Source organism: Actinomadura macrotermitis (assembly GCF_009604375.1).
GTDB lineage: Bacteria > Actinomycetota > Actinomycetes > Streptosporangiales > Streptosporangiaceae > Spirillospora > Spirillospora macrotermitis.
The window spans coordinates 519,909-535,347 of record NZ_WEGH01000003.1; the positions used below are offsets into that span (position 1 = coordinate 519,909).

The window sequence follows — 15,439 nt, forward strand, 5'->3', positions numbered from 1 at the left end:
AGTGCTGCATGCTCGACGGGTGCCCCGTTGCCCCACGCCGAGGTCCTGAGCCATGTCAGCACGCGAAGCGGAACCCGGCCGGCCGCCGCTGGAACGGGCACTGATCGTCTGGGTGGCCGCGGTGGCCGTGCTCGGCGGCGCCTGGCTGTGGGCGCTGACGGCCGTCCCGCCCGCCGTCCGGCCGCTGACGGCCTGGAGCGGCGGCGCCGCCGGGCTCGCCGTCGCCCTCGTCCTGGCGGCCGTCGCCCACCACGCGGCCGCCGCGCGGCGGTCCCGCGCGCACCTCACCGGGCTCGCCGACGGCGCCGCGCGGCTGGAGCGGCAGGCCGCCGAGCTGGCCGACGGCGCGCTGCCGCTGCTCGTGCGGCACATCCGCGAGGGCGCGTCCCCCGACGCCGCGCTCGCCGCCGCGCCGCGCCCCGACAGCGCCGCGCTGCGCCGGCTGCTGCACGCCCTCGCCCACGAGGTCGCCGCCACCGAGCGGTCCGCCGCGGCCGCCCGCGCCTGCGCCGCCTCGCTGCACGACGAGCTCCGGCTGATCGCCGAGGAGACGCTGCCCGCCGCGATCGAGCGGGTGCGCGGCGAGCACGCCACCGCCGACCGCGTCCTGCGGGAGGCACCGCGGCCCGCCGACCCGCTCGCCGCCCGGCTGCTGGCCGACGCCGTGCGCGCCCTGGCCGACGGCGAGCGCACCGCCGCCGCCACCCTGACCGCCTGCGCGAGCGCCGCCGCCCGGCTGCAGGAGATGATCACCGGCATGCTCGCCGAGCTGCACGAGCTGCAGTTCCGCCACGACGAGCAGGAGGTCTTCGACGACCTGCTCGACCTGGACCACCGCGCCTCGCGGATGGGCCGCCTCGCCGACGGCGTCGCGCTGCTGGCGGGCGGCGGGTCCGCGCGGCGCTGGCCCGGGCCGGTCCCGATGGAGGACGTGCTGCGCGGCGCGCTCGGCCGCATCACCGACTTCCCGCGGGTCCGGCTGCACGGCACCGGCGACGCCGCCGTCGCCGGGCACGCCGCCGAGGGCGTCATGCACGCGCTCGCCGAGCTGCTGGACAACGCCACCGCCTTCTCCCCGCCCGGCACCGCCGTGCACGTCTACGTCGAGGAGGAGGACGCGGGCGTCATCGTCACCGTGGAGGACGGCGGCCTCGGCATGCGCCCGCACGAGCGCGAGCGGGCGCAGCGCGCGGTGTCCGAGCCGCCCGGCCCCGGCAACCTGCCCGGGCCGCGCCACGGCCTCGCCGTCGTCGGCCTGCTGGCCTGCCGGCTCGGGCTGCGGGTGAGCTTCCGGCCGTCGGCGCGCGGCGGCACCGGCGTGGTCGTGCTGATCCCGCGGCGGCTGGTCACCCGCCAGGAGGCGCCGCCCCCGCTCCTGCGGCCCTCGGCCGAGCCGCTGTCGGTGCCGGCCCCGGCGGACGAGCCCGCGGCGCTCCCCGACAGCGCCGTCCGTTTCGTGGCGTTCCACCAGGCCGGACGCGACCCCGAGTGAAGGAGGCAGGGGCGTGAACCCCGACCCGCCGCTGGAGGACGTGCTGCACCGGGCGCCCGGGATCCGGCACGCCCTGGTGCTGTCCGCCGAGGGCCTGAAGGTGCGCCGCACCGGCGGCCTGGACGCCGAGGCCGCCGACCGGCTCGCCGCGATCGCCGCGGGCGTGCAGAGCCTGGCGGCCGGCGCCTCCGGCGCGTTCGGCGACGGGCGCGGCGCGGGCCGGTCGATGGTGGAGTTCCACGGCGGCGTGCTGCTGATCGTCCCGGCCGGCGCGGGCGCCCACCTGGCGGTGGTCGCGGCCGCCGACGCCGACGTGGGCCAGGTCGCGCGCGCCATGGACGACCTGGTGCGCCGGCTCGGCGCGGCATGAGCGCCCGCGAGGCGGGCCCCGCCCGGCTGTTCGTCATCACCGGCGGCCGCACCCGCGCGGCGGGCGGCGCGGCGCTGGACCTGGTCACGCTGGTCGCCGTCGCGGACGAGGCGCCGCCCGGCCTGGCGTCCGAGCGGGCCGCCATCCTGCGGCTGTGCGGCGGCGGCCCGCTGCCGGTGGCGGAGCTGGGGGCGCGGCTGGCGCTGCCGGTCAGCGTCGTCAAGGCCCTGCTGCGCGGGCTGCTGGCGGACGGGCTCGTCACCGCCCACCCGCCCGCCTCGCACCGGCCGCCCGACCTGGAGACCCTCAGGCAGGTGCTCAGCGGACTCCACGACCTCTGACGCCTTCCGGCCGGTCGCCGCAGGCCCCGGGCGGTGCCTTTCCCCGGGCCGTGGAAAGGCACGACCTAGGACATTGCGCCCTCTTGGCAAACCTTTCACCACGCCGGGGCATCAACTGCGGCCCTGACCGGCCAGCATGTCAAGTGAGGGAAACGACCCGTCAAGGACGCGCCGGGCGCCAGCCGCCCGGCCCGCTCATATATCGGGAGGTATGACGCAGGTCACCGCGATCCGCGGCCCCCGGCCGCCCGCGGCGCACCACAAGATCACCATTGGCGCACCGTCCGCCCCCGCCGCCACCGGCGCATTCGGCACAAGGTCTAGACCATTTTGCCGAACAGGGTGGGTCATCCGCGAAGATCTCTTCCTATCCCATAGGCCCCACAGGAGGACAGCGACAACGATGAGCACCCCTCTGGCCAACCCTCGCCGCACCAAGCTCTCCGCCTGGCCGTCGTCGGGCACGCGGGAGCAGGACGCCCAGCAGGCCACGCTGCCCGGCGAGACCGCCCAGGTCCCCGCCGAGGAGGAGCAGGTAGCGTCGTGATCTCCAGCACGGTCAGGAGGGCTCGCCCTCCTGACCGTGCTGTGTTTTCACACCCCGGCCCGGGAACTCGCCTGGCGGCTCGCTCTCTTGACCGTGCTCGGGCGAGTGCGAATCGCTTCGCGATCAGCCCGCGCCCAGGAGGATCAGGGCGCCGATCGTCATGAAGACGATCGGCACGAGCCATCGGCCATAGCGCTCCACGAAGCCGATGACGCGCTCGTGCGAGCCGAGCCAGGACGCGGCCAGGCACCACAGGGCGACGCCGGCGGCGAACACCGCGATGGTGACGGCCGTCGCGCCGGGGCCGATGGTGCGGAACACCGGCGTGTAGACCGAGATGTTGTCGGCGCCGTTGGCGACGGTCACGCCCGCGACCGGCAGCAGGCCGCCCGCGACGGCCGGCGGGTCGTCCTCGGCGTCCCCGGCGCGCAGCGCGGCGACCAGGCCGCGCACCCCGAGCGCGAACGGCACCAGGCCGAGCAGCCCGACCCAGCGGTCGGGGACGATCGTCAGGCCGAGCGCCGCCACCACCGACACCGCCGTCAGCGCCGCGATCCCGGCGTACTGGCCGGCCCACACCTGCCAGGGGCGGGGCCTGCCGTTCGCCCGCGCGGACAGGAACAGCACGGTGAGCACGATGAGATCGTCGATGTTGGTGCCGGCGAACATGCCCGCCGCCGAGCCGAGGGTCCCCAGAACGCCGTTCATGACCGGTGAACCTAGCGGCCCCTGTCACGGTGCGCAGAGCCGGCAGCCCAGCTCTCCCTCGTAGATCTCGTGCCGGGGGCAGCGTTCCAGCCGTTCCGCGGGAGGCGCGATGCGCCAGTCCCCCCACCAGGCGCTCCGGAAGACCGGGACGGGCGTGAATCCCGCGAGCATCGGGCGGTAGGCGGCGAGGTAGGCGCGGGCGCGATCGGCGGGGTGGTCCAGGCGCTCCCAGCCGTGGCCGGCCGCCGCGGCGTCGATCACCTCCAGGTGGAAGTCCTTCTCCTGCGGCCAGCCGGCGGTCCACGGGAGCTCGCTCAGGTCGTAGCCGAAGTCGCCCCGGCCGAGGCGGTGCCCGTCGGCGAAGTGCAGCGCCAGGTTCTGCTGCCAGGGCGTCCGGGCGAGGGCGCAGGCGGCGAGGGTGAGCACGTCCAGGAACACGTCGGTGCCGCCGTTGGTCATGCGGAGCTCGTCGCCCGCGGCCGTGGTGCCATGGACGGTGAAGCTGTTCATGGCGCCATCCTCGCGGAGGGCGGTGGCGGGCGTGGCGGGGGCGTGGTGGACTGGATGCCAAGCAGATCCGGAACGGGGAGTCGCCCATGACCGATCCGATGACCATCGCCATCGCCACCGCCGCCGCGGGCAAGGCCGTCGAGCTGGCCGGGGAGCCCGCGCGCGAGGCCATGGCGGCCCTGGTCCGCAGGTTCAAGGAGCGGTTCCGGGGGCGGCCCGAGGACGAGCAGGCCCTGGAGCGCGCCGCCGAGGACCCGGGCTCGCCGGAGCGGCTGGAGGTGCTGGAGGGCGTGATCCGGCGGTCGCTGGAGGAGGACCCGGCGTTCCGGGACCAGGTCGAGGACCTGTGGGGACGGGCCCGCAACGATGTGCGGGCGGGCGGGAACAGCAACCTCAACAACGTCAACGCCCACGGCGACCTCGGCAAGAGCGTGCAGATCCGTGACGTCCGCGGGGGTGTGCACCTGTAGGGGATTGCACCATCTCCTTTTCTCCGTATGCTGTATAGAGTACAGCATACGGAGAGGACGTGCTCATGACATCGACCCCGTTCGACGCGGGCACCGAGTTCGACCGCCAGATCGCCGTCCTGCGCGACCGGGACTACCCGGAGCCGCCGGCGGATCTGGCGGCGTCGCTGCGGCGGGCGGCCGTCGCGCACGCCGGCGCGATGGCCGCGCCGGCCGAGGGGCGGGCGCCGTTCACGCTGGTCGTCACCCGCGAGCTGGTGCCGATCGAGGAGATGGTGCCGCGGCTCAGGCTGGCCAACGGCCGGAAGGCCGGCGTCATCGACCGGCACTACAAAGCCGGCGAGCTGGTGGACTTCGTCCCGGCCAAGGGGGTGGAGCTCCCCGACGCCCGCGCCTACCTGCTGCTGGACGCCGACCGCGGCGAGGAGTTCTGCGGCGCGATCCCCAACGAGGCGATGGCGGTGCTCGCGGAGCGCGGCCGCACCCTGCTGACGATCGAGGAGGGCATCGCCCTGGTCACCCAGCATCCGGAGCTGCTGGCGAAGAACAAGTGCTTCTCGCTCGGCGGCTCGCGGTGCGGCGACCGGCGCGTCCCGGCGCTGTGGATCAGCGAGCGGGCGCCGAAGCTCGGCTGGTGCTGGGAGGGCAACCCGCACACCTGGCTCGGCATGGCGCACGCCGCCGCCCGGATCGCCTGACGCTCAGCCGGCCCGCCAGTCCGGGACGTCCAGGAAGTGCCCGTCGAAGCGCTCCTGGTCGGGCAGCAGGTCCGCGAACGCCTCCGCGCCCGCGCCGATCCGGCCGAGGCGGCGGAAGCACTCGAACCGCTCGACACCGGGCGTCAGCACCGCGAGCACGTCGGCCGGCGTGCCCGCGGCGGCGCCGAACGCGTGCGGCAGCCCGGGCGGGACGACGACCAGGCCGCCCTCGCCCACCGTGGCCCGCGTGCCGCCGAGATAGAACCGCATCTCCCCGGCGAGCACGAAGAACAGCTCCGTGGACAGCCGGTGGCGGTGCGGGCCGCCGTCCCCGGCACTGCGGGAGCTGCCGGCGGCCCTGCGGGAGGTCAGCCGACGATCTCGTCGCGGGGCAGGGCGGCGAGGGCCTGCAGGGCGCGCAGGAACGGCGCGCGGTCGGCGGCGGGCAGCCGGGCGAGCAGCCGGTCCTCGCGCTCCTGGATCGCCGCCTGCGCCGCCGCGCGCACGCGGCGGCCCGCGCCGGTGAGCGACACCAGGTGGACGCGCCGGTCGCCGGGGTCGGGGCGGCGCTCGATGAGTCCGCTCTCCTGCAGGTCGTCCAGGACGCCGATGATGCGGGTCTTGTCCGCGCCGATGGCCTGGGCGAGCGCGCCCTGGGTGCGGACCGGCTCGTCGCCGAGCCCGAGCAGCACCGTGTAGCCCCACATGGTGAGGCCGTGGGCGTCCAGCACGGGCCGCTCGGCCGCCATCAGGGCGCGGCCGAGCGGCACCATCATCGCGGCCAGGTCGGGCCGCCCGCCGTCGTTGCGCATGCCCCCCAAAATAGAGGTGGACATATCGTAGGCACATGCTTATTGTCCGCGTATGCATATCGATGAGCTGCGCGCGTTCGACGCGCGGGCCGTGCGGGAGTGCGCGGCGCTGCTGGCCAAGGCCTCCCCCGCCGACCTCGCCCGCCCCACCCCGTGCGCCGGCTGGACGCTCGGCGACCTGGCCGCCCATCTGACCGCCCAGCACCGGGGCTTCGCGGCGGCCGCGCGCGGTGACGGCGCCGACCTCGCCGCCTGGGCGGTCCCGCCGCTCGGCGACGGCCTGGCCGGCGACCACGCCCGCGCGGCCGAGGAGGTGATCGCCGCGTTCGCCGAGGAGGGCGTCGAAGAGCGGGCGTTCGCGCTGCCCGAGTTCGGCCCCGGGGCGGAGTTCCCCGGCGCCATGGCGATCGGGTTCCACTTCATCGACCACGTCGTGCACGGCTGGGACGTCGCCCGCTCCCTCGGCCTGGACTTCCGGCTGGACGACGACATGGCCCCCGCCGCCCTGGAGATCGCCCTCGCCGTCCCCGGCGGCGGCTACCGGACGGCCCCCGGTGCCGCGTTCGGCCCCGAACTGCCCACCGACGGCGAGATGACACCACTGGACCGGATCTTGGCCCATCTCGGTCGTTCCCCCTCCTGGCCGGGGTGAAAGCGGACACGAGCCACGTACGGTGGCAAAGGTGAGCGTGGTCCGTGGCGCGGCGCGGCGCCGGTGGCTCCTGGCCGGAGCGTTCGTCACGGTGCTCTGCGCGACGCCGCCCGCGATCGCCGCCTACCCGGCCCGCGCCGCGAACCCGGGCCCGGACCGGCTGCGGCGGCTCGTCCTCGCCTCGGGCCGGGTCGCGCACGAGGGGCTGGCGGAGAGCCGCGGATCGCTCGCCCTGCCCGCCCTGCCCGGCCTGGAGGACGCCGCCGCCCTGCTCGGCGGCACGGCCCGCATCCGCGCCTGGGACGACGGGCGCCGGTCGCGCGTGGCGCTGCTGTCGCCCACCGGCGAACGCGACCACTTCCGCGACGGCACGGGCCTCGCCGTCTGGGACTACGAGCGCGACCTGCTCACCCGGGTGGCCGGCGAGCCCGTCGTCCGTCTCCCCCGCCCCGGCGACCTGCTGCCGCCCGCGCTCGCGCGGCGGCTGCTGCGCCAGGCCGGCCCCGGCGACCGCGTCACCGCGGTGCAGAGCCGCCGCGTCGCGGGCCGGGCGGTGCCGGGCCTGCGGGTGACGGCCACCGGCCCTGACACCACGATCGGCGCCGTCGAGGTCTGGGCCGACCCGCGCACCGGGCTGCCGCTGGAGGTGCGCCTCACCGCGCGCGGCGCCGCCCGCCCCGCGCTGACCACCCGCTTCCTGGACCTGCGCCTCCGGCGCCCGGCGGCGGACGCGGTCGCGCCCCGGCCCGCGCCCGGCGTCCCGGTCGCCCGGGTGGAGACGCCCGACCTGTTCTCCCGGCTGGCCGCGCGCACCCTGGTCCCGCTGCCCGGCCGCCTCGCCGGGCGGCCCGCGATGCCCGGCACCGCGTCGGTGGCGAACGTGCGCGGCTACGCGGGCGGGTTCGCCTCGTTCGCCGTCGTCCCGCTGCCCGGCCGCTACGGCGCCCGGCTGCTGGACGCCGCCCGCGACGCGGCCGCCGCGCCGCTCGCGGTGCGCGGCGGCGAGGCGCTCGCGCTGCGCTCGCCCGTGCTCACCGCCGTGCTGGTCAGCGACCCCGCGCACGACCAGGTCTACCTGGTCGCCGGCGCGATCACGGCCGGGCTGGCGACCCGGGTGGCCGGCGAGCTGATCCCGTGATCGTCACGCGCGGGCTGACCAAGCGGTACGGGCGGGTCACCGCCGTGGACGCGGTCGCGTTGCGCGTCGGCGAGGGCGACCGGTACGGGCTGCTCGGCCCGAACGGCTCGGGCAAGACGACCCTGGTGCGGATGCTGCTCGGCCTCGTCTACGCCACCTCGGGCGAGATCGAGGTGCTCGGCGAGCCCGTCCCGCGCCGCGTGCTGCGGGTGCTGCCGCACGTCGGCGCGCTCGTCGAGGGGCCGGGCGCGTACGGGCACCTGTCGGGCCGCGCCAACCTGTCCTATCTGGACGCCGCCGGACCGGGCGGTTCCCGCCGCGGGCGGCGCGCGCGTGTGAACGAGGCCCTGGAACGTGTCGGGCTCGGCGGCGTGGACAACCGCCCCGTCAGGACGTATTCACTAGGCATGCGCCAGCGTCTCGGCCTCGCGGCGGCACTGCTGCGCGCGCCCCGGCTGCTCGTCCTGGACGAGCCCACCAACGGCCTGGACCCCCAAGGCATCCGCGAGATCCGCGACCTGCTCACCGCCCTCAACGCGGCGGGCACCACGATCCTGCTGTGCAGCCACCTGCTGACCGAGGTGGAGGAGTTGTGCAGCCACGTCGGCGTGATGGACGGCGGGCGGCTGGTGCTGCAGCAGCGGATGGACGAGATCCGCTCGCCGACCGGCCGGACCGAGATCCGCACTCCCGACGCGGATCGCGTCCGCGCCCTGCTGGACGGCCAGGTCGAGGTGGCCGACGGCGACCGGCTGCTGGTCCGCACCCCCGACCCCGCCGAACTGAACGCCCGGCTGGTGCGCGCGGGCGCCCGGATCGCCGAACTGCGCCCCGAGCGCCGCACGCTGGAGCAGGTCGTGCTCGCCGTCTCCGGCCCCGGCTCGGACCGGCCCGCGTGATCGCGACGGAGCTGCGCACGATGGTCCGGCGGCCCCGCACCTGGGTGTCGCTGGCGCTGCTGTGCGGGCTGCCCGCGGTCGTCGCCGCGTTCCTGGCCGTCACCGGGGCCGCGCCGGCACCCGGCCAGGGCCCGGCGTTCCTGGCGGCGGTGCTGTCCAACGGCACGCTCTACCCCGCCGCCGCCCTCGCCATGGACCTGCCGCTGTTCCTGCCGGTGTCGGTCGCGGTCGTCGGCGGCGACGCGGTCGCGGGCGAGGCCGCCGCCGGGACGCTGCGCTACCTGCTGCTCCGCCCGGTCGGGCGGACCCGGCTGCTGGTCGCCAAGATGGCCGCGCTCACCGCGTACGTGCTGCTCGCCGTCGTCGCGATCGCGGTCACCTCCTACGCGGCCGGCGCGGCGGCGTTCGGCACCGCGCCCGCGACCGCGATCGCCGGCCGGGACCTGGTGACGTCGGTGTCGGGCACCGGCCTCACCACCCCCGAGCTGCTGCTCCGCATCGGCGCCGCGATGCTCTACATCGGCGTGTGCATGCTGGGCGTCGGGGCGATCGCGCTCGCGCTGTCCACGTTCACCGACGCGCCGCTCGGCGCGGCGCTCGGCGCGCTCGCCGCCCTGGTCACCAGCCAGGTCCTGGTGACGCTGGACGCCGCCGCGGCCGTCCACCCCTACCTGCTGACCCGGTACTGGCTCGCCTGGATCGACTTCTTCCGCGACCCGGTCCTGTGGCACGACATCCAGCGCGGCGTCGCGCTGCAGCTCGTCTACGTGACGGTCGCCCTGGTGCTGGCCTGGGCGAACTTCGCCACCCGCGACATCACGAGCTGACCCGCAGCGCCGCGCAGTCGGCGGGGCCGAACCCGGCGGGCGGCGCCGCGTCGCCGAGCGCGCGCAGCACGATCCCGGTCACCAGCGGGTCGGACGGGAGCTCGGCATGCCGGGTGCGGGCGTCGGCGCAGACCCGCTGCAGGTCCACGTCGACCGCGCCGGCGAGCGGCGAGGACGCGGGCGGGACGGTCTCGTCCCGTTCGCTCCACACCGACGTCCAGCGCACCGGCCCGGGCGCCCGGTCGCCGAGCCGCCGGAGCAGCGCGCTGCCGGGCGCGAGCTCCTGGCACGCCCGCCGGCACGCGCCGGGCGCCAGCGCCAGGCCCGCCGCCGCCAGGTCCACGCCGCGGTGCGGTGTGCCGAGGGTGACGATCCGCCGCGCCTTGCCGGCGCCGCCGCGCTCGCGCACCCACAGGCGCGCGACGACGCCGCCCGCCGAGTGCCCGACCACGTCCACCGACGGCGCGCCACCGCGCAGCGCCCGGTCCGCGGCCCGGTCCAGCGCCCGCGCCTGCCCGGCGAGGTCGCCGGTGCCATCACCGGGCAGGTCGACCACGACCGCGTCCCGGCCCGCCGCCCGCAACCGGTCGGCCAGAACCCGCAGCCCGTCGGTACCGCCGCCGTAACCCGGCACCAGCAGCACGGTTCCAGGCCGGTCCCCGGCCGCCCGCGACGCCCCACCACCGACGACCCGCACGGTGACGACCAGCCCCAGCACGAGCACCACCACGGCGACCCCGACCACGAACACCCGCCGCCGCGGACTCAGACCGCCCATACCCCCAGACTGCCCCAGCGCTTCCTTGAAAACGACCTGCATGATCACGCGAGTGCGTTACCGACCCGGCGTGGCAAAGCCGAAGGCGAGCCGCGCCGGGTTGATCGCGAAGCGATGCAGCACTCGCCCAAGCACGGTCAAGGGCGAGCCGCCAGGCGCCCTTGGGCCGGGATGGCAATCAACACAGCGAGCCGCCAGGCGAGCCCTTGGCCGGGATGGAAATGAACGCCGTCAGTGGTCGCGGTGGGTGATGAGCAGGGCCAGTTCCTTCAGTTCCGTGGCGGCCGGTTCGGCCGGGGCGGCGGCGTCCAGCTCGGCCAGGGCCGCGCCGAGCAGCTCGTCGGTCCGGCGCAGCGCCCAGGCGCGGCCGCCCGCCAGCTCGACCAGCTCGGCCGCGTGCGCCGCCTCGGCGGCGGTGAGCGGCCGCTCGCGGTGGTAGAGCCCGGCGAGGGCGGTGCTCGCGGTGGTGCCGGCGCCGAGCGCCGCCACCACCGGCAGCGACTTCTTGCGGACGACCAGGTCGGCGTGGACGGGCTTGCCGGTCACCGCCGGGTCGCCCCAGATGCCGAGCAGGTCGTCCACGACCTGGAAGGCCAGCCCGATCCGGGTGCCGAACGCGCGCAGCCGCGCCACCCGCGCGGTGTCGCCGCCGCAGGCCGCGCCGAGCGCGCACGCGCCGCCGAGCAGCGCGCCGGTCTTGCCCGCGGCCATCGCCTCGCACTCGGCGAGCGTGACGTCGGTGCGCGTCTCGAACGCCACGTCGGCGGCCTGCCCCTCCACCAGCGCGACGACGGCGCGGCTGAGCGCGTGCAGCCCCTCGACGGTGACGGGCCCGGCGGCGAGGGTCTCGAACGCCAGCGCCAGCAGCGCGTCGCCCGCCAGCATCGCCGCGTTCACGCCGAACACCGTCCACGCGGTCGGCCGGTGCCGCCGGGTGCGGTCGCCGTCCATGATGTCGTCGTGCAGCAGCGAGAAGTTGTGCGCGAGCTCGACCGCCACGGCGGCCGGGAGCGCGTCGCGCGCGCTGGCCCCGGCCGCCTCCGCCGCCAGCAGGGTGAGCGCCGGGCGGATCGCCTTGCCGGCGCCGCCGTGCGCCGGGCGGTCGTGCTCGTCGCGCCACCCGAAGTGGTACTCGGCGACGCGCCGCATCTCGCCGGTCAGCTCCCCGGCCGCGGCGCGCAGCGCGGGATCGAGCAGGTCCCGGCTCCACGCCAGCACCTCGGCGGCGCTCCGGCCCACCCCGGTCTCCTGTGCAGCGGACATGTGCCTGGCCTTCCTGTCAGCGGGCGATCTCGACGTTCTCCAGGACGCCGAGGGCGTCGGGGACCAGCACCGCAGCCGAGTGGTAGACGCTGACCAGGTAGGTCAGGATCGCCTTGTCGTCCACGCCGGTGAAGCGCACCGACACCCCCGGCCGGACCTCGCCCTCCAGGCCGGTGCGGCGCAGCCCGACCACGCCCTGCTCGGCCGAGCCGGTGCGCAGCACCAGCACCGAGCTGGTGCCGGCGGCGCTGATCGGGATCTTGTCGCTGGGGAAGATCGGCACGCCGCGCCAGGTCTGCACCCGCGCGCCGTCGCGGCCGATCACGCCGGGGTAGACGCCGCGCCGGGTGCACTCGCGGCCGAACGCGGCGATGGTGCGGGGGTGGGCGAGGAAGAACTTCGAGCCGCGGCGGCGGCTGAGCAGCTCGTCCAGGTCGTCGGGGGTGGGCGGGCCGGTGCGGGTCGGGATCCGCTGGCGCAGGTCGGCGTTGTGCAGCAGCCCGAAGTCACGGTTGTTGATCAGCTCGTGCTCCTGGCGCTCCAGCAGCTCCTCGATGGTGAGGCGCAGCTGCTGCTCGACCTGGTTCATCGGGTCGTTGTACAGGTCGGCGACGCGGGTGTGGATGCGCAATCGGGTCTGCGCGACGCTCAGCTCGTACTCGCGCGGGGAGGGGTCGTAGTCGACGTAGGTGCCGGGCAGCTCGACCTCGCCCTCGTGCCCGGCCGCCAGGTCGATCGCCGCCTCGCCGTTCTTGTCGGTCGCCGGCCGCGGCGCGTCCCGGTAGGCGGCCAGGTGCTCCTCCAGCGCCGCGTGGCGGCCGGTCAGCTCGCCGATGTCGGCGGCCGGCAGGACGAGCGCGATCGTCGGGGTGAGCGCCCGGACGGTGTGCTCCCACTCCTCGTCGGAGCCGAGCAGGGCGCGTTCGCCGAGGAACCGGCCGTCGGCCAGCACCCCCAGCTGCGTCTCGTCGCCGTACTCGCCCCGGCCGAGCCGCGCGACCTTGCCGTGCGCGATCAGCACCACCCGGTCGACGGGCCGCCCGGCCCGCACGATCACCTCGCCCGGCTCGTACTCGCGCTGGGCGAACCGGCCGGCCATGTCCTCCAGCACGGCGGGGTCGCCCAGGTCGCGCAGCGGCGGCAGCTCGGCCAGCTCGGCGGGGATGACCCGCACCCGCGCGCCGTCGTTGACGAAGGTGACGATGCCGTCGCCGACCTGGTAGGTGAGCCGCCGGTTCACCCGGTAGGAGCCGCCGCGCGCCTCCTCCCAGGGCAGCAGCCGCAGCAGCCAGCGCGGCGTGCGGCCCTGCATCTGCGGGACGGTCTTGGTGGTGGTCGCGAGGTTGCGCGCCGCCCGTGTGTCCAGGGTCAGCCGGTGTTCGCTCACCGGTCACCGCCCGCGTGCGCGACCTCCACGCTCTCCAGCATCGCCAGGGCGTCGGGCACCAGCACCGCGGCCGAGTAGTAGGCGCTGACCAGGTAGGACAGGATGGCCTGCTCGCTGATGCCCATGAAGCGCACCGACAGGCCGGGCCGGTACTCGTCGGGGATGCCGGTCTGGTGCAGGCCGACCACGCCCTGCGCCTCCTCGCCGGTGCGCATCAGCAGGATCGAGCTGGTCTGCGTCCGGCTGATCGGGATCTTGTTGCACGGGTAGATGGGGACGCCGCGCCAGGCGGGGATGCGGTTCCCGGCGACGTCGATGCTGTCGGGGTAGACGCCGCGGCGGTTGCACTCGCGGCCGAACGCGGCGATCGCCTTGGGGTGGGCGAGGAAGAAGGCCGGGTCCTTCCAGACCAGGGCGAGCAGCTCGTCCAGGTCGTCGGGGGTGGGCGGGCCGGTGCGGGTGTGCACGCGCTGCGACAGGTCGGCGTTGTGCAGCAGCCCGAAGTCGCGGTTGTTGACCAGCTCGGCCTCCTGCCGCTCGCGCAGCGCCTCGATGGTGAGGCGCAGCTGCTGCTCGACCTGGTCCATCGGCTCGTTGTACAGGTCGGCGACGCGGGTGTGCACGCGCAGCACGGTCTGCGCGACGCTCAGCTCGTACTCGCGCGGCGAGCGCTCGTAGTCGACGTAGGTGCCGGGCAGCTCGACCTCGCCCTCGTGCCCGGCCGACAGGTCGATCGCGGCCTCGCCGCCCTCGTCCAGCTCCCGGTCGGGGCTGTCGCGGTACTCGGCGACGTGCGCGCCCAGCGTCTCCGAGCGGCCGAGGACCTCCTCGAACTCGCCCCGGCTGAGGGTGAGCACGATGACGGGGGTGGCGGCGCGGACGGTGTACTCCCAGCGGCCGTCGTCCTCCAGCAGCGCGTCCTCGCCGAAGAACGAGCCGTCGGCCAGGGTGCCCAGCACCGCCTCGTCGCCGTACTCGCCGACGCCGATCTTGTGCAGCTTGCCGTGCGCGACCAGGTGCACCTCCCCGGCCGGGCCGCCGCGCCGGACGAGCACGTCGCCGGGCTCGTACTCGCGCTGGGTGAACCGGCCGGCCAGGGCCTCCAGCACCTCCTCGTCGTCGTAGCCGCGCAGCACGGCCAGCTCGCCGAGCTCGCGCGGGATGACCCGGACCTCGGCGCCCTCGGTCACGAACGTGACCCGGCCGTCGCCGACGGTGTAGGTGAGCCGCCGGTTGACGCGGTACGCGCCGCCGGACGCCTGCACCCAGGGCAGCAGCTTCAGCAGCCACCGCGAGGAGATGCCCTGCATCTGGGGGACGGTCTTGGTCGTCGTCGCGAGATTGCGCGCGGCGTCGGTGCTCAGGCTCAAGCGCTGTTCGGTCACGTTCCACACCACCGATTCCGGTTCGGCCCGACAGGGGGATTTCAGGGGGTAATGGAAAAGCGCCGAAAAAGACTCCGGAAAAAGCGGGGGTCCTTCTCCGCACGTCTGGCACGCTACTCACAGTGATCGCTTGATCACAACGTCACAGTTTCCTTACCTCCCGTCCCACCCCTCTCCTGCGGCCCGCGCGAAACGGTCGGCCATGGTCCGCAGCCGCCCTGCCAGCTCGGGCGGTTCCAGCACCTCGAAGTCGGCGTCCAGCAGCCCCAGCATGAACACGACCGCGTCCAGCCCGTCGGCGCGCAGCTCCAGCAGGCACGACCGGTCGTCCACCGGTTCGACCAGGCCGCTGGTGCGGGCGGCGATCTGGGCGGCGGGGGCGTGCACCAGTGCCCGCGCGCGCACCGGCCACATCTCTCTGACCAGGCGTTCGGCGACATAGCGGGCGGCGTCGCCGCCCGGTTCGGGGCGCGGCGCGAAGCGCGGCCCGTTCGGGGTGCGCGGCCGCAGCCGGTCCACCCGGAAGATCCGCCAGCCGTCCCGGCCCAGGTCGTAGCCGAGCAGGTACCAGCGGCCTGCTCGGGCGACCAGCTTGCACGGTTCGGCCGACCGGGCCGTCTCGGCGCCGTCGTGGTCGCGGTAGTCGAAGCGCAGCACTTCGCGGTCGCGACGGGCCGCTGCGATCCGGTCCAGCACGCCGGCGTCCGCCGCGGGCACACCGCCGCCGATCGCGACAGTCGCGGTCTGCAGCGCCCGCACCCGCTGCCGCAGCCGGTCGGGCAGGACCTGCTCCAGTTTGGCCAGGGCCCGGCCGGCGGTCTCCTCGATCCCGGCGACGCCGCCGCCGCGCAGCCCGATCGCGACGGCCACGGCCTCCTCGTCGTCCAGCAGCAGCGGCGGCATCCGTGCCCCGGCACCGAGGCGGTAGCCGCCTGCGACGCCGGGCGTGGCATGCACGGGGTAGCCGAGTTCACGCAACCGGCCGATGTCGCGGCGGAGTGTGCGGGCGGCCACGTCGAGCCGTTCGGCGAGGTCGGCCCCCCGCCATTCGGGCCGGGACTGCAGGAGGGCGAGCAGGCGCAGCAGGCGTGCCGAGGTGTCCAGCATGGGCTCTGCCTATCGCGGCCCGAACCTGGCCGCAATCACTCCTAGCGTCGGAGGC

Annotated in this window: 19 protein-coding genes; 10 read left to right on the forward strand and 9 right to left on the reverse strand. The window is 75.7% G+C overall.

Annotated features, from left to right (window positions below):
• Positions 1–52: 52 nt before the first annotated feature.
• The 4 genes from ACRB68_RS23505 to ACRB68_RS40280 all read left to right on the forward strand — a co-directional run bounded on the left by ACRB68_RS23505 (position 53) and on the right by ACRB68_RS40280 (position 2,750).
• Complete coding sequence (locus ACRB68_RS23505) at positions 53–1,492, forward strand: ATP-binding protein (protein WP_153535981.1); 1,440 nt, start codon at positions 53–55, stop codon at positions 1,490–1,492.
• 13 nt (positions 1,493–1,505) lie between these two features.
• The gene (locus tag ACRB68_RS23510; RefSeq protein WP_328594650.1) at positions 1,506–1,862 is read left to right on the forward strand and encodes a roadblock/LC7 domain-containing protein; all 357 of its coding nucleotides are present in this window, start codon (positions 1,506–1,508) and stop codon (positions 1,860–1,862) included.
• The gene (locus ACRB68_RS23515) at positions 1,859–2,203 is read left to right on the forward strand and encodes a DUF742 domain-containing protein (protein ID WP_153535984.1); all 345 of its coding nucleotides are present in this window, start codon (positions 1,859–1,861) and stop codon (positions 2,201–2,203) included. Before ACRB68_RS23510 ends, ACRB68_RS23515 begins: the two co-directional genes overlap by 4 nt.
• Before the next feature lie 403 nt (positions 2,204–2,606).
• Positions 2,607–2,750, forward strand: a complete 144-nt coding sequence (locus ACRB68_RS40280) for a hypothetical protein (protein WP_194293428.1) — start codon at positions 2,607–2,609, stop codon at positions 2,748–2,750.
• A 123-nt stretch (positions 2,751–2,873) separates the two neighbouring features.
• On the opposite strand, the gene ACRB68_RS23520 is transcribed toward ACRB68_RS40280, so the two are convergent.
• Positions 2,874–3,458, reverse strand: a complete 585-nt coding sequence (locus tag ACRB68_RS23520; protein ID WP_153535986.1) for a cadmium resistance transporter — start codon at positions 3,456–3,458, stop codon at positions 2,874–2,876.
• A gap of 24 nt (positions 3,459–3,482) precedes the next feature.
• The gene (locus tag ACRB68_RS23525; protein WP_153535988.1) at positions 3,483–3,968 is read right to left on the reverse strand and encodes a hypothetical protein; all 486 of its coding nucleotides are present in this window, start codon (positions 3,966–3,968) and stop codon (positions 3,483–3,485) included.
• 86 nt (positions 3,969–4,054) lie between these two features.
• Between ACRB68_RS23525 and ACRB68_RS23530 the strand changes: the two genes are divergently transcribed.
• Positions 4,055–4,438, forward strand: a complete 384-nt coding sequence (locus ACRB68_RS23530) for a hypothetical protein (RefSeq protein ID WP_153535990.1) — start codon at positions 4,055–4,057, stop codon at positions 4,436–4,438.
• 65 nt (positions 4,439–4,503) lie between these two features.
• Entirely contained in the window at positions 4,504–5,136 is a 633-nt protein-coding gene (locus ACRB68_RS23535; protein ID WP_153535992.1) for a DUF5701 family protein, read from the forward strand.
• Between the two features lie 3 nt (positions 5,137–5,139).
• Here the strand turns inward: ACRB68_RS23535 and ACRB68_RS23540 are convergent, their stop codons facing one another.
• Positions 5,140–5,508 carry a cupin domain-containing protein gene (locus ACRB68_RS23540; protein ID WP_153537658.1) on the reverse strand — a complete coding sequence of 123 codons (369 nt, stop codon included), beginning with the start codon at positions 5,506–5,508 and terminating at the stop codon, positions 5,140–5,142.
• Complete coding sequence (locus ACRB68_RS23545; RefSeq protein ID WP_207709799.1) at positions 5,505–5,948, reverse strand: MarR family winged helix-turn-helix transcriptional regulator; 444 nt, start codon at positions 5,946–5,948, stop codon at positions 5,505–5,507. The genes ACRB68_RS23540 and ACRB68_RS23545 overlap by 4 nt, the downstream gene beginning before the upstream one ends.
• 52 nt (positions 5,949–6,000) lie before the next feature.
• Here ACRB68_RS23545 and ACRB68_RS23550 point away from each other — a divergent pair, with 52 nt between their 5' ends.
• Genes ACRB68_RS23550 through ACRB68_RS23565 form a run of 4 tightly spaced genes read left to right on the forward strand, consistent with a single transcriptional unit; the run spans position 6,001 to position 9,464 of the window.
• Positions 6,001–6,600: a TIGR03086 family metal-binding protein gene (locus ACRB68_RS23550; RefSeq protein ID WP_153535996.1), complete on the forward strand. Its 600-nt coding sequence runs from the start codon at positions 6,001–6,003 to the stop codon at positions 6,598–6,600.
• 31 nt (positions 6,601–6,631) lie between these two features.
• Complete coding sequence (locus ACRB68_RS23555; protein ID WP_153535998.1) at positions 6,632–7,738, forward strand: hypothetical protein; 1,107 nt, start codon at positions 6,632–6,634, stop codon at positions 7,736–7,738.
• Positions 7,735–8,637 carry an ABC transporter ATP-binding protein gene (locus tag ACRB68_RS23560; protein ID WP_207709800.1) on the forward strand — a complete coding sequence of 301 codons (903 nt, stop codon included), beginning with the start codon at positions 7,735–7,737 and terminating at the stop codon, positions 8,635–8,637. The genes ACRB68_RS23555 and ACRB68_RS23560 overlap by 4 nt, the downstream gene beginning before the upstream one ends.
• Positions 8,634–9,464 carry an ABC transporter permease gene (locus ACRB68_RS23565; RefSeq protein ID WP_207709801.1) on the forward strand — a complete coding sequence of 277 codons (831 nt, stop codon included), beginning with the start codon at positions 8,634–8,636 and terminating at the stop codon, positions 9,462–9,464. Before ACRB68_RS23560 ends, ACRB68_RS23565 begins: the two co-directional genes overlap by 4 nt.
• On the opposite strand, the gene ACRB68_RS23570 is transcribed toward ACRB68_RS23565, so the two are convergent.
• The 5 genes from ACRB68_RS23570 to ACRB68_RS23590 all read right to left on the reverse strand — a co-directional run bounded on the left by ACRB68_RS23570 (position 9,454) and on the right by ACRB68_RS23590 (position 15,384).
• Positions 9,454–10,242 (reverse strand): esterase/lipase family protein, encoded by a 789-nt coding sequence (locus ACRB68_RS23570; RefSeq protein ID WP_153535999.1) that lies wholly within the window; start codon positions 10,240–10,242, stop codon positions 9,454–9,456. The genes ACRB68_RS23565 and ACRB68_RS23570 overlap by 11 nt on opposite strands.
• 231 nt (positions 10,243–10,473) lie before the next feature.
• Positions 10,474–11,505 carry a polyprenyl synthetase family protein gene (locus ACRB68_RS23575; protein WP_153536001.1) on the reverse strand — a complete coding sequence of 344 codons (1,032 nt, stop codon included), beginning with the start codon at positions 11,503–11,505 and terminating at the stop codon, positions 10,474–10,476.
• A 16-nt stretch (positions 11,506–11,521) separates the two neighbouring features.
• Positions 11,522–12,892, reverse strand: coding sequence for a family 2B encapsulin nanocompartment shell protein (locus tag ACRB68_RS23580; protein WP_328594653.1), 1,371 nt, complete (start codon positions 12,890–12,892; stop codon positions 11,522–11,524).
• Positions 12,889–14,277: a family 2B encapsulin nanocompartment shell protein gene (locus ACRB68_RS23585; protein WP_328594654.1), complete on the reverse strand. Its 1,389-nt coding sequence runs from the start codon at positions 14,275–14,277 to the stop codon at positions 12,889–12,891. The genes ACRB68_RS23580 and ACRB68_RS23585 overlap by 4 nt, the downstream gene beginning before the upstream one ends.
• 153 nt (positions 14,278–14,430) lie before the next feature.
• Positions 14,431–15,384 (reverse strand): helix-turn-helix transcriptional regulator, encoded by a 954-nt coding sequence (locus tag ACRB68_RS23590; protein WP_153536003.1) that lies wholly within the window; start codon positions 15,382–15,384, stop codon positions 14,431–14,433.
• Positions 15,385–15,439: the final 55 nt, after the last annotated feature.

Bases quoted from the DNA above. Each gene is read 5' to 3' on its own strand.
- ACRB68_RS23515 (WP_153535984.1), top strand. From the start codon at position 1,859: ATGAGCGCCCGCGAGGCGGGCCCCGCCCGGCTGTTCGTCATCACCGGC.
- ACRB68_RS23505 (WP_153535981.1), top strand. From the start codon at position 53: ATGTCAGCACGCGAAGCGGAACCCGGCCGGCCGCCGCTGGAACGGGCA.
- ACRB68_RS23535 (WP_153535992.1), top strand. From the start codon at position 4,504: ATGACATCGACCCCGTTCGACGCGGGCACCGAGTTCGACCGCCAGATC.
- ACRB68_RS23570 (WP_153535999.1), bottom strand. From the start codon at position 10,242: ATGGGCGGTCTGAGTCCGCGGCGGCGGGTGTTCGTGGTCGGGGTCGCC.
- ACRB68_RS23575 (WP_153536001.1), bottom strand. From the start codon at position 11,505: ATGTCCGCTGCACAGGAGACCGGGGTGGGCCGGAGCGCCGCCGAGGTG.
- ACRB68_RS23545 (WP_207709799.1), bottom strand. From the start codon at position 5,948: ATGCGCAACGACGGCGGGCGGCCCGACCTGGCCGCGATGATGGTGCCG.
- ACRB68_RS23530 (WP_153535990.1), top strand. From the start codon at position 4,055: ATGACCGATCCGATGACCATCGCCATCGCCACCGCCGCCGCGGGCAAG.
- ACRB68_RS23525 (WP_153535988.1), bottom strand. From the start codon at position 3,968: ATGAACAGCTTCACCGTCCATGGCACCACGGCCGCGGGCGACGAGCTC.
- ACRB68_RS23590 (WP_153536003.1), bottom strand. From the start codon at position 15,384: ATGCTGGACACCTCGGCACGCCTGCTGCGCCTGCTCGCCCTCCTGCAG.
- ACRB68_RS40280 (WP_194293428.1), top strand. From the start codon at position 2,607: ATGAGCACCCCTCTGGCCAACCCTCGCCGCACCAAGCTCTCCGCCTGG.
- ACRB68_RS23550 (WP_153535996.1), top strand. From the start codon at position 6,001: ATGCATATCGATGAGCTGCGCGCGTTCGACGCGCGGGCCGTGCGGGAG.
- ACRB68_RS23520 (WP_153535986.1), bottom strand. From the start codon at position 3,458: ATGAACGGCGTTCTGGGGACCCTCGGCTCGGCGGCGGGCATGTTCGCC.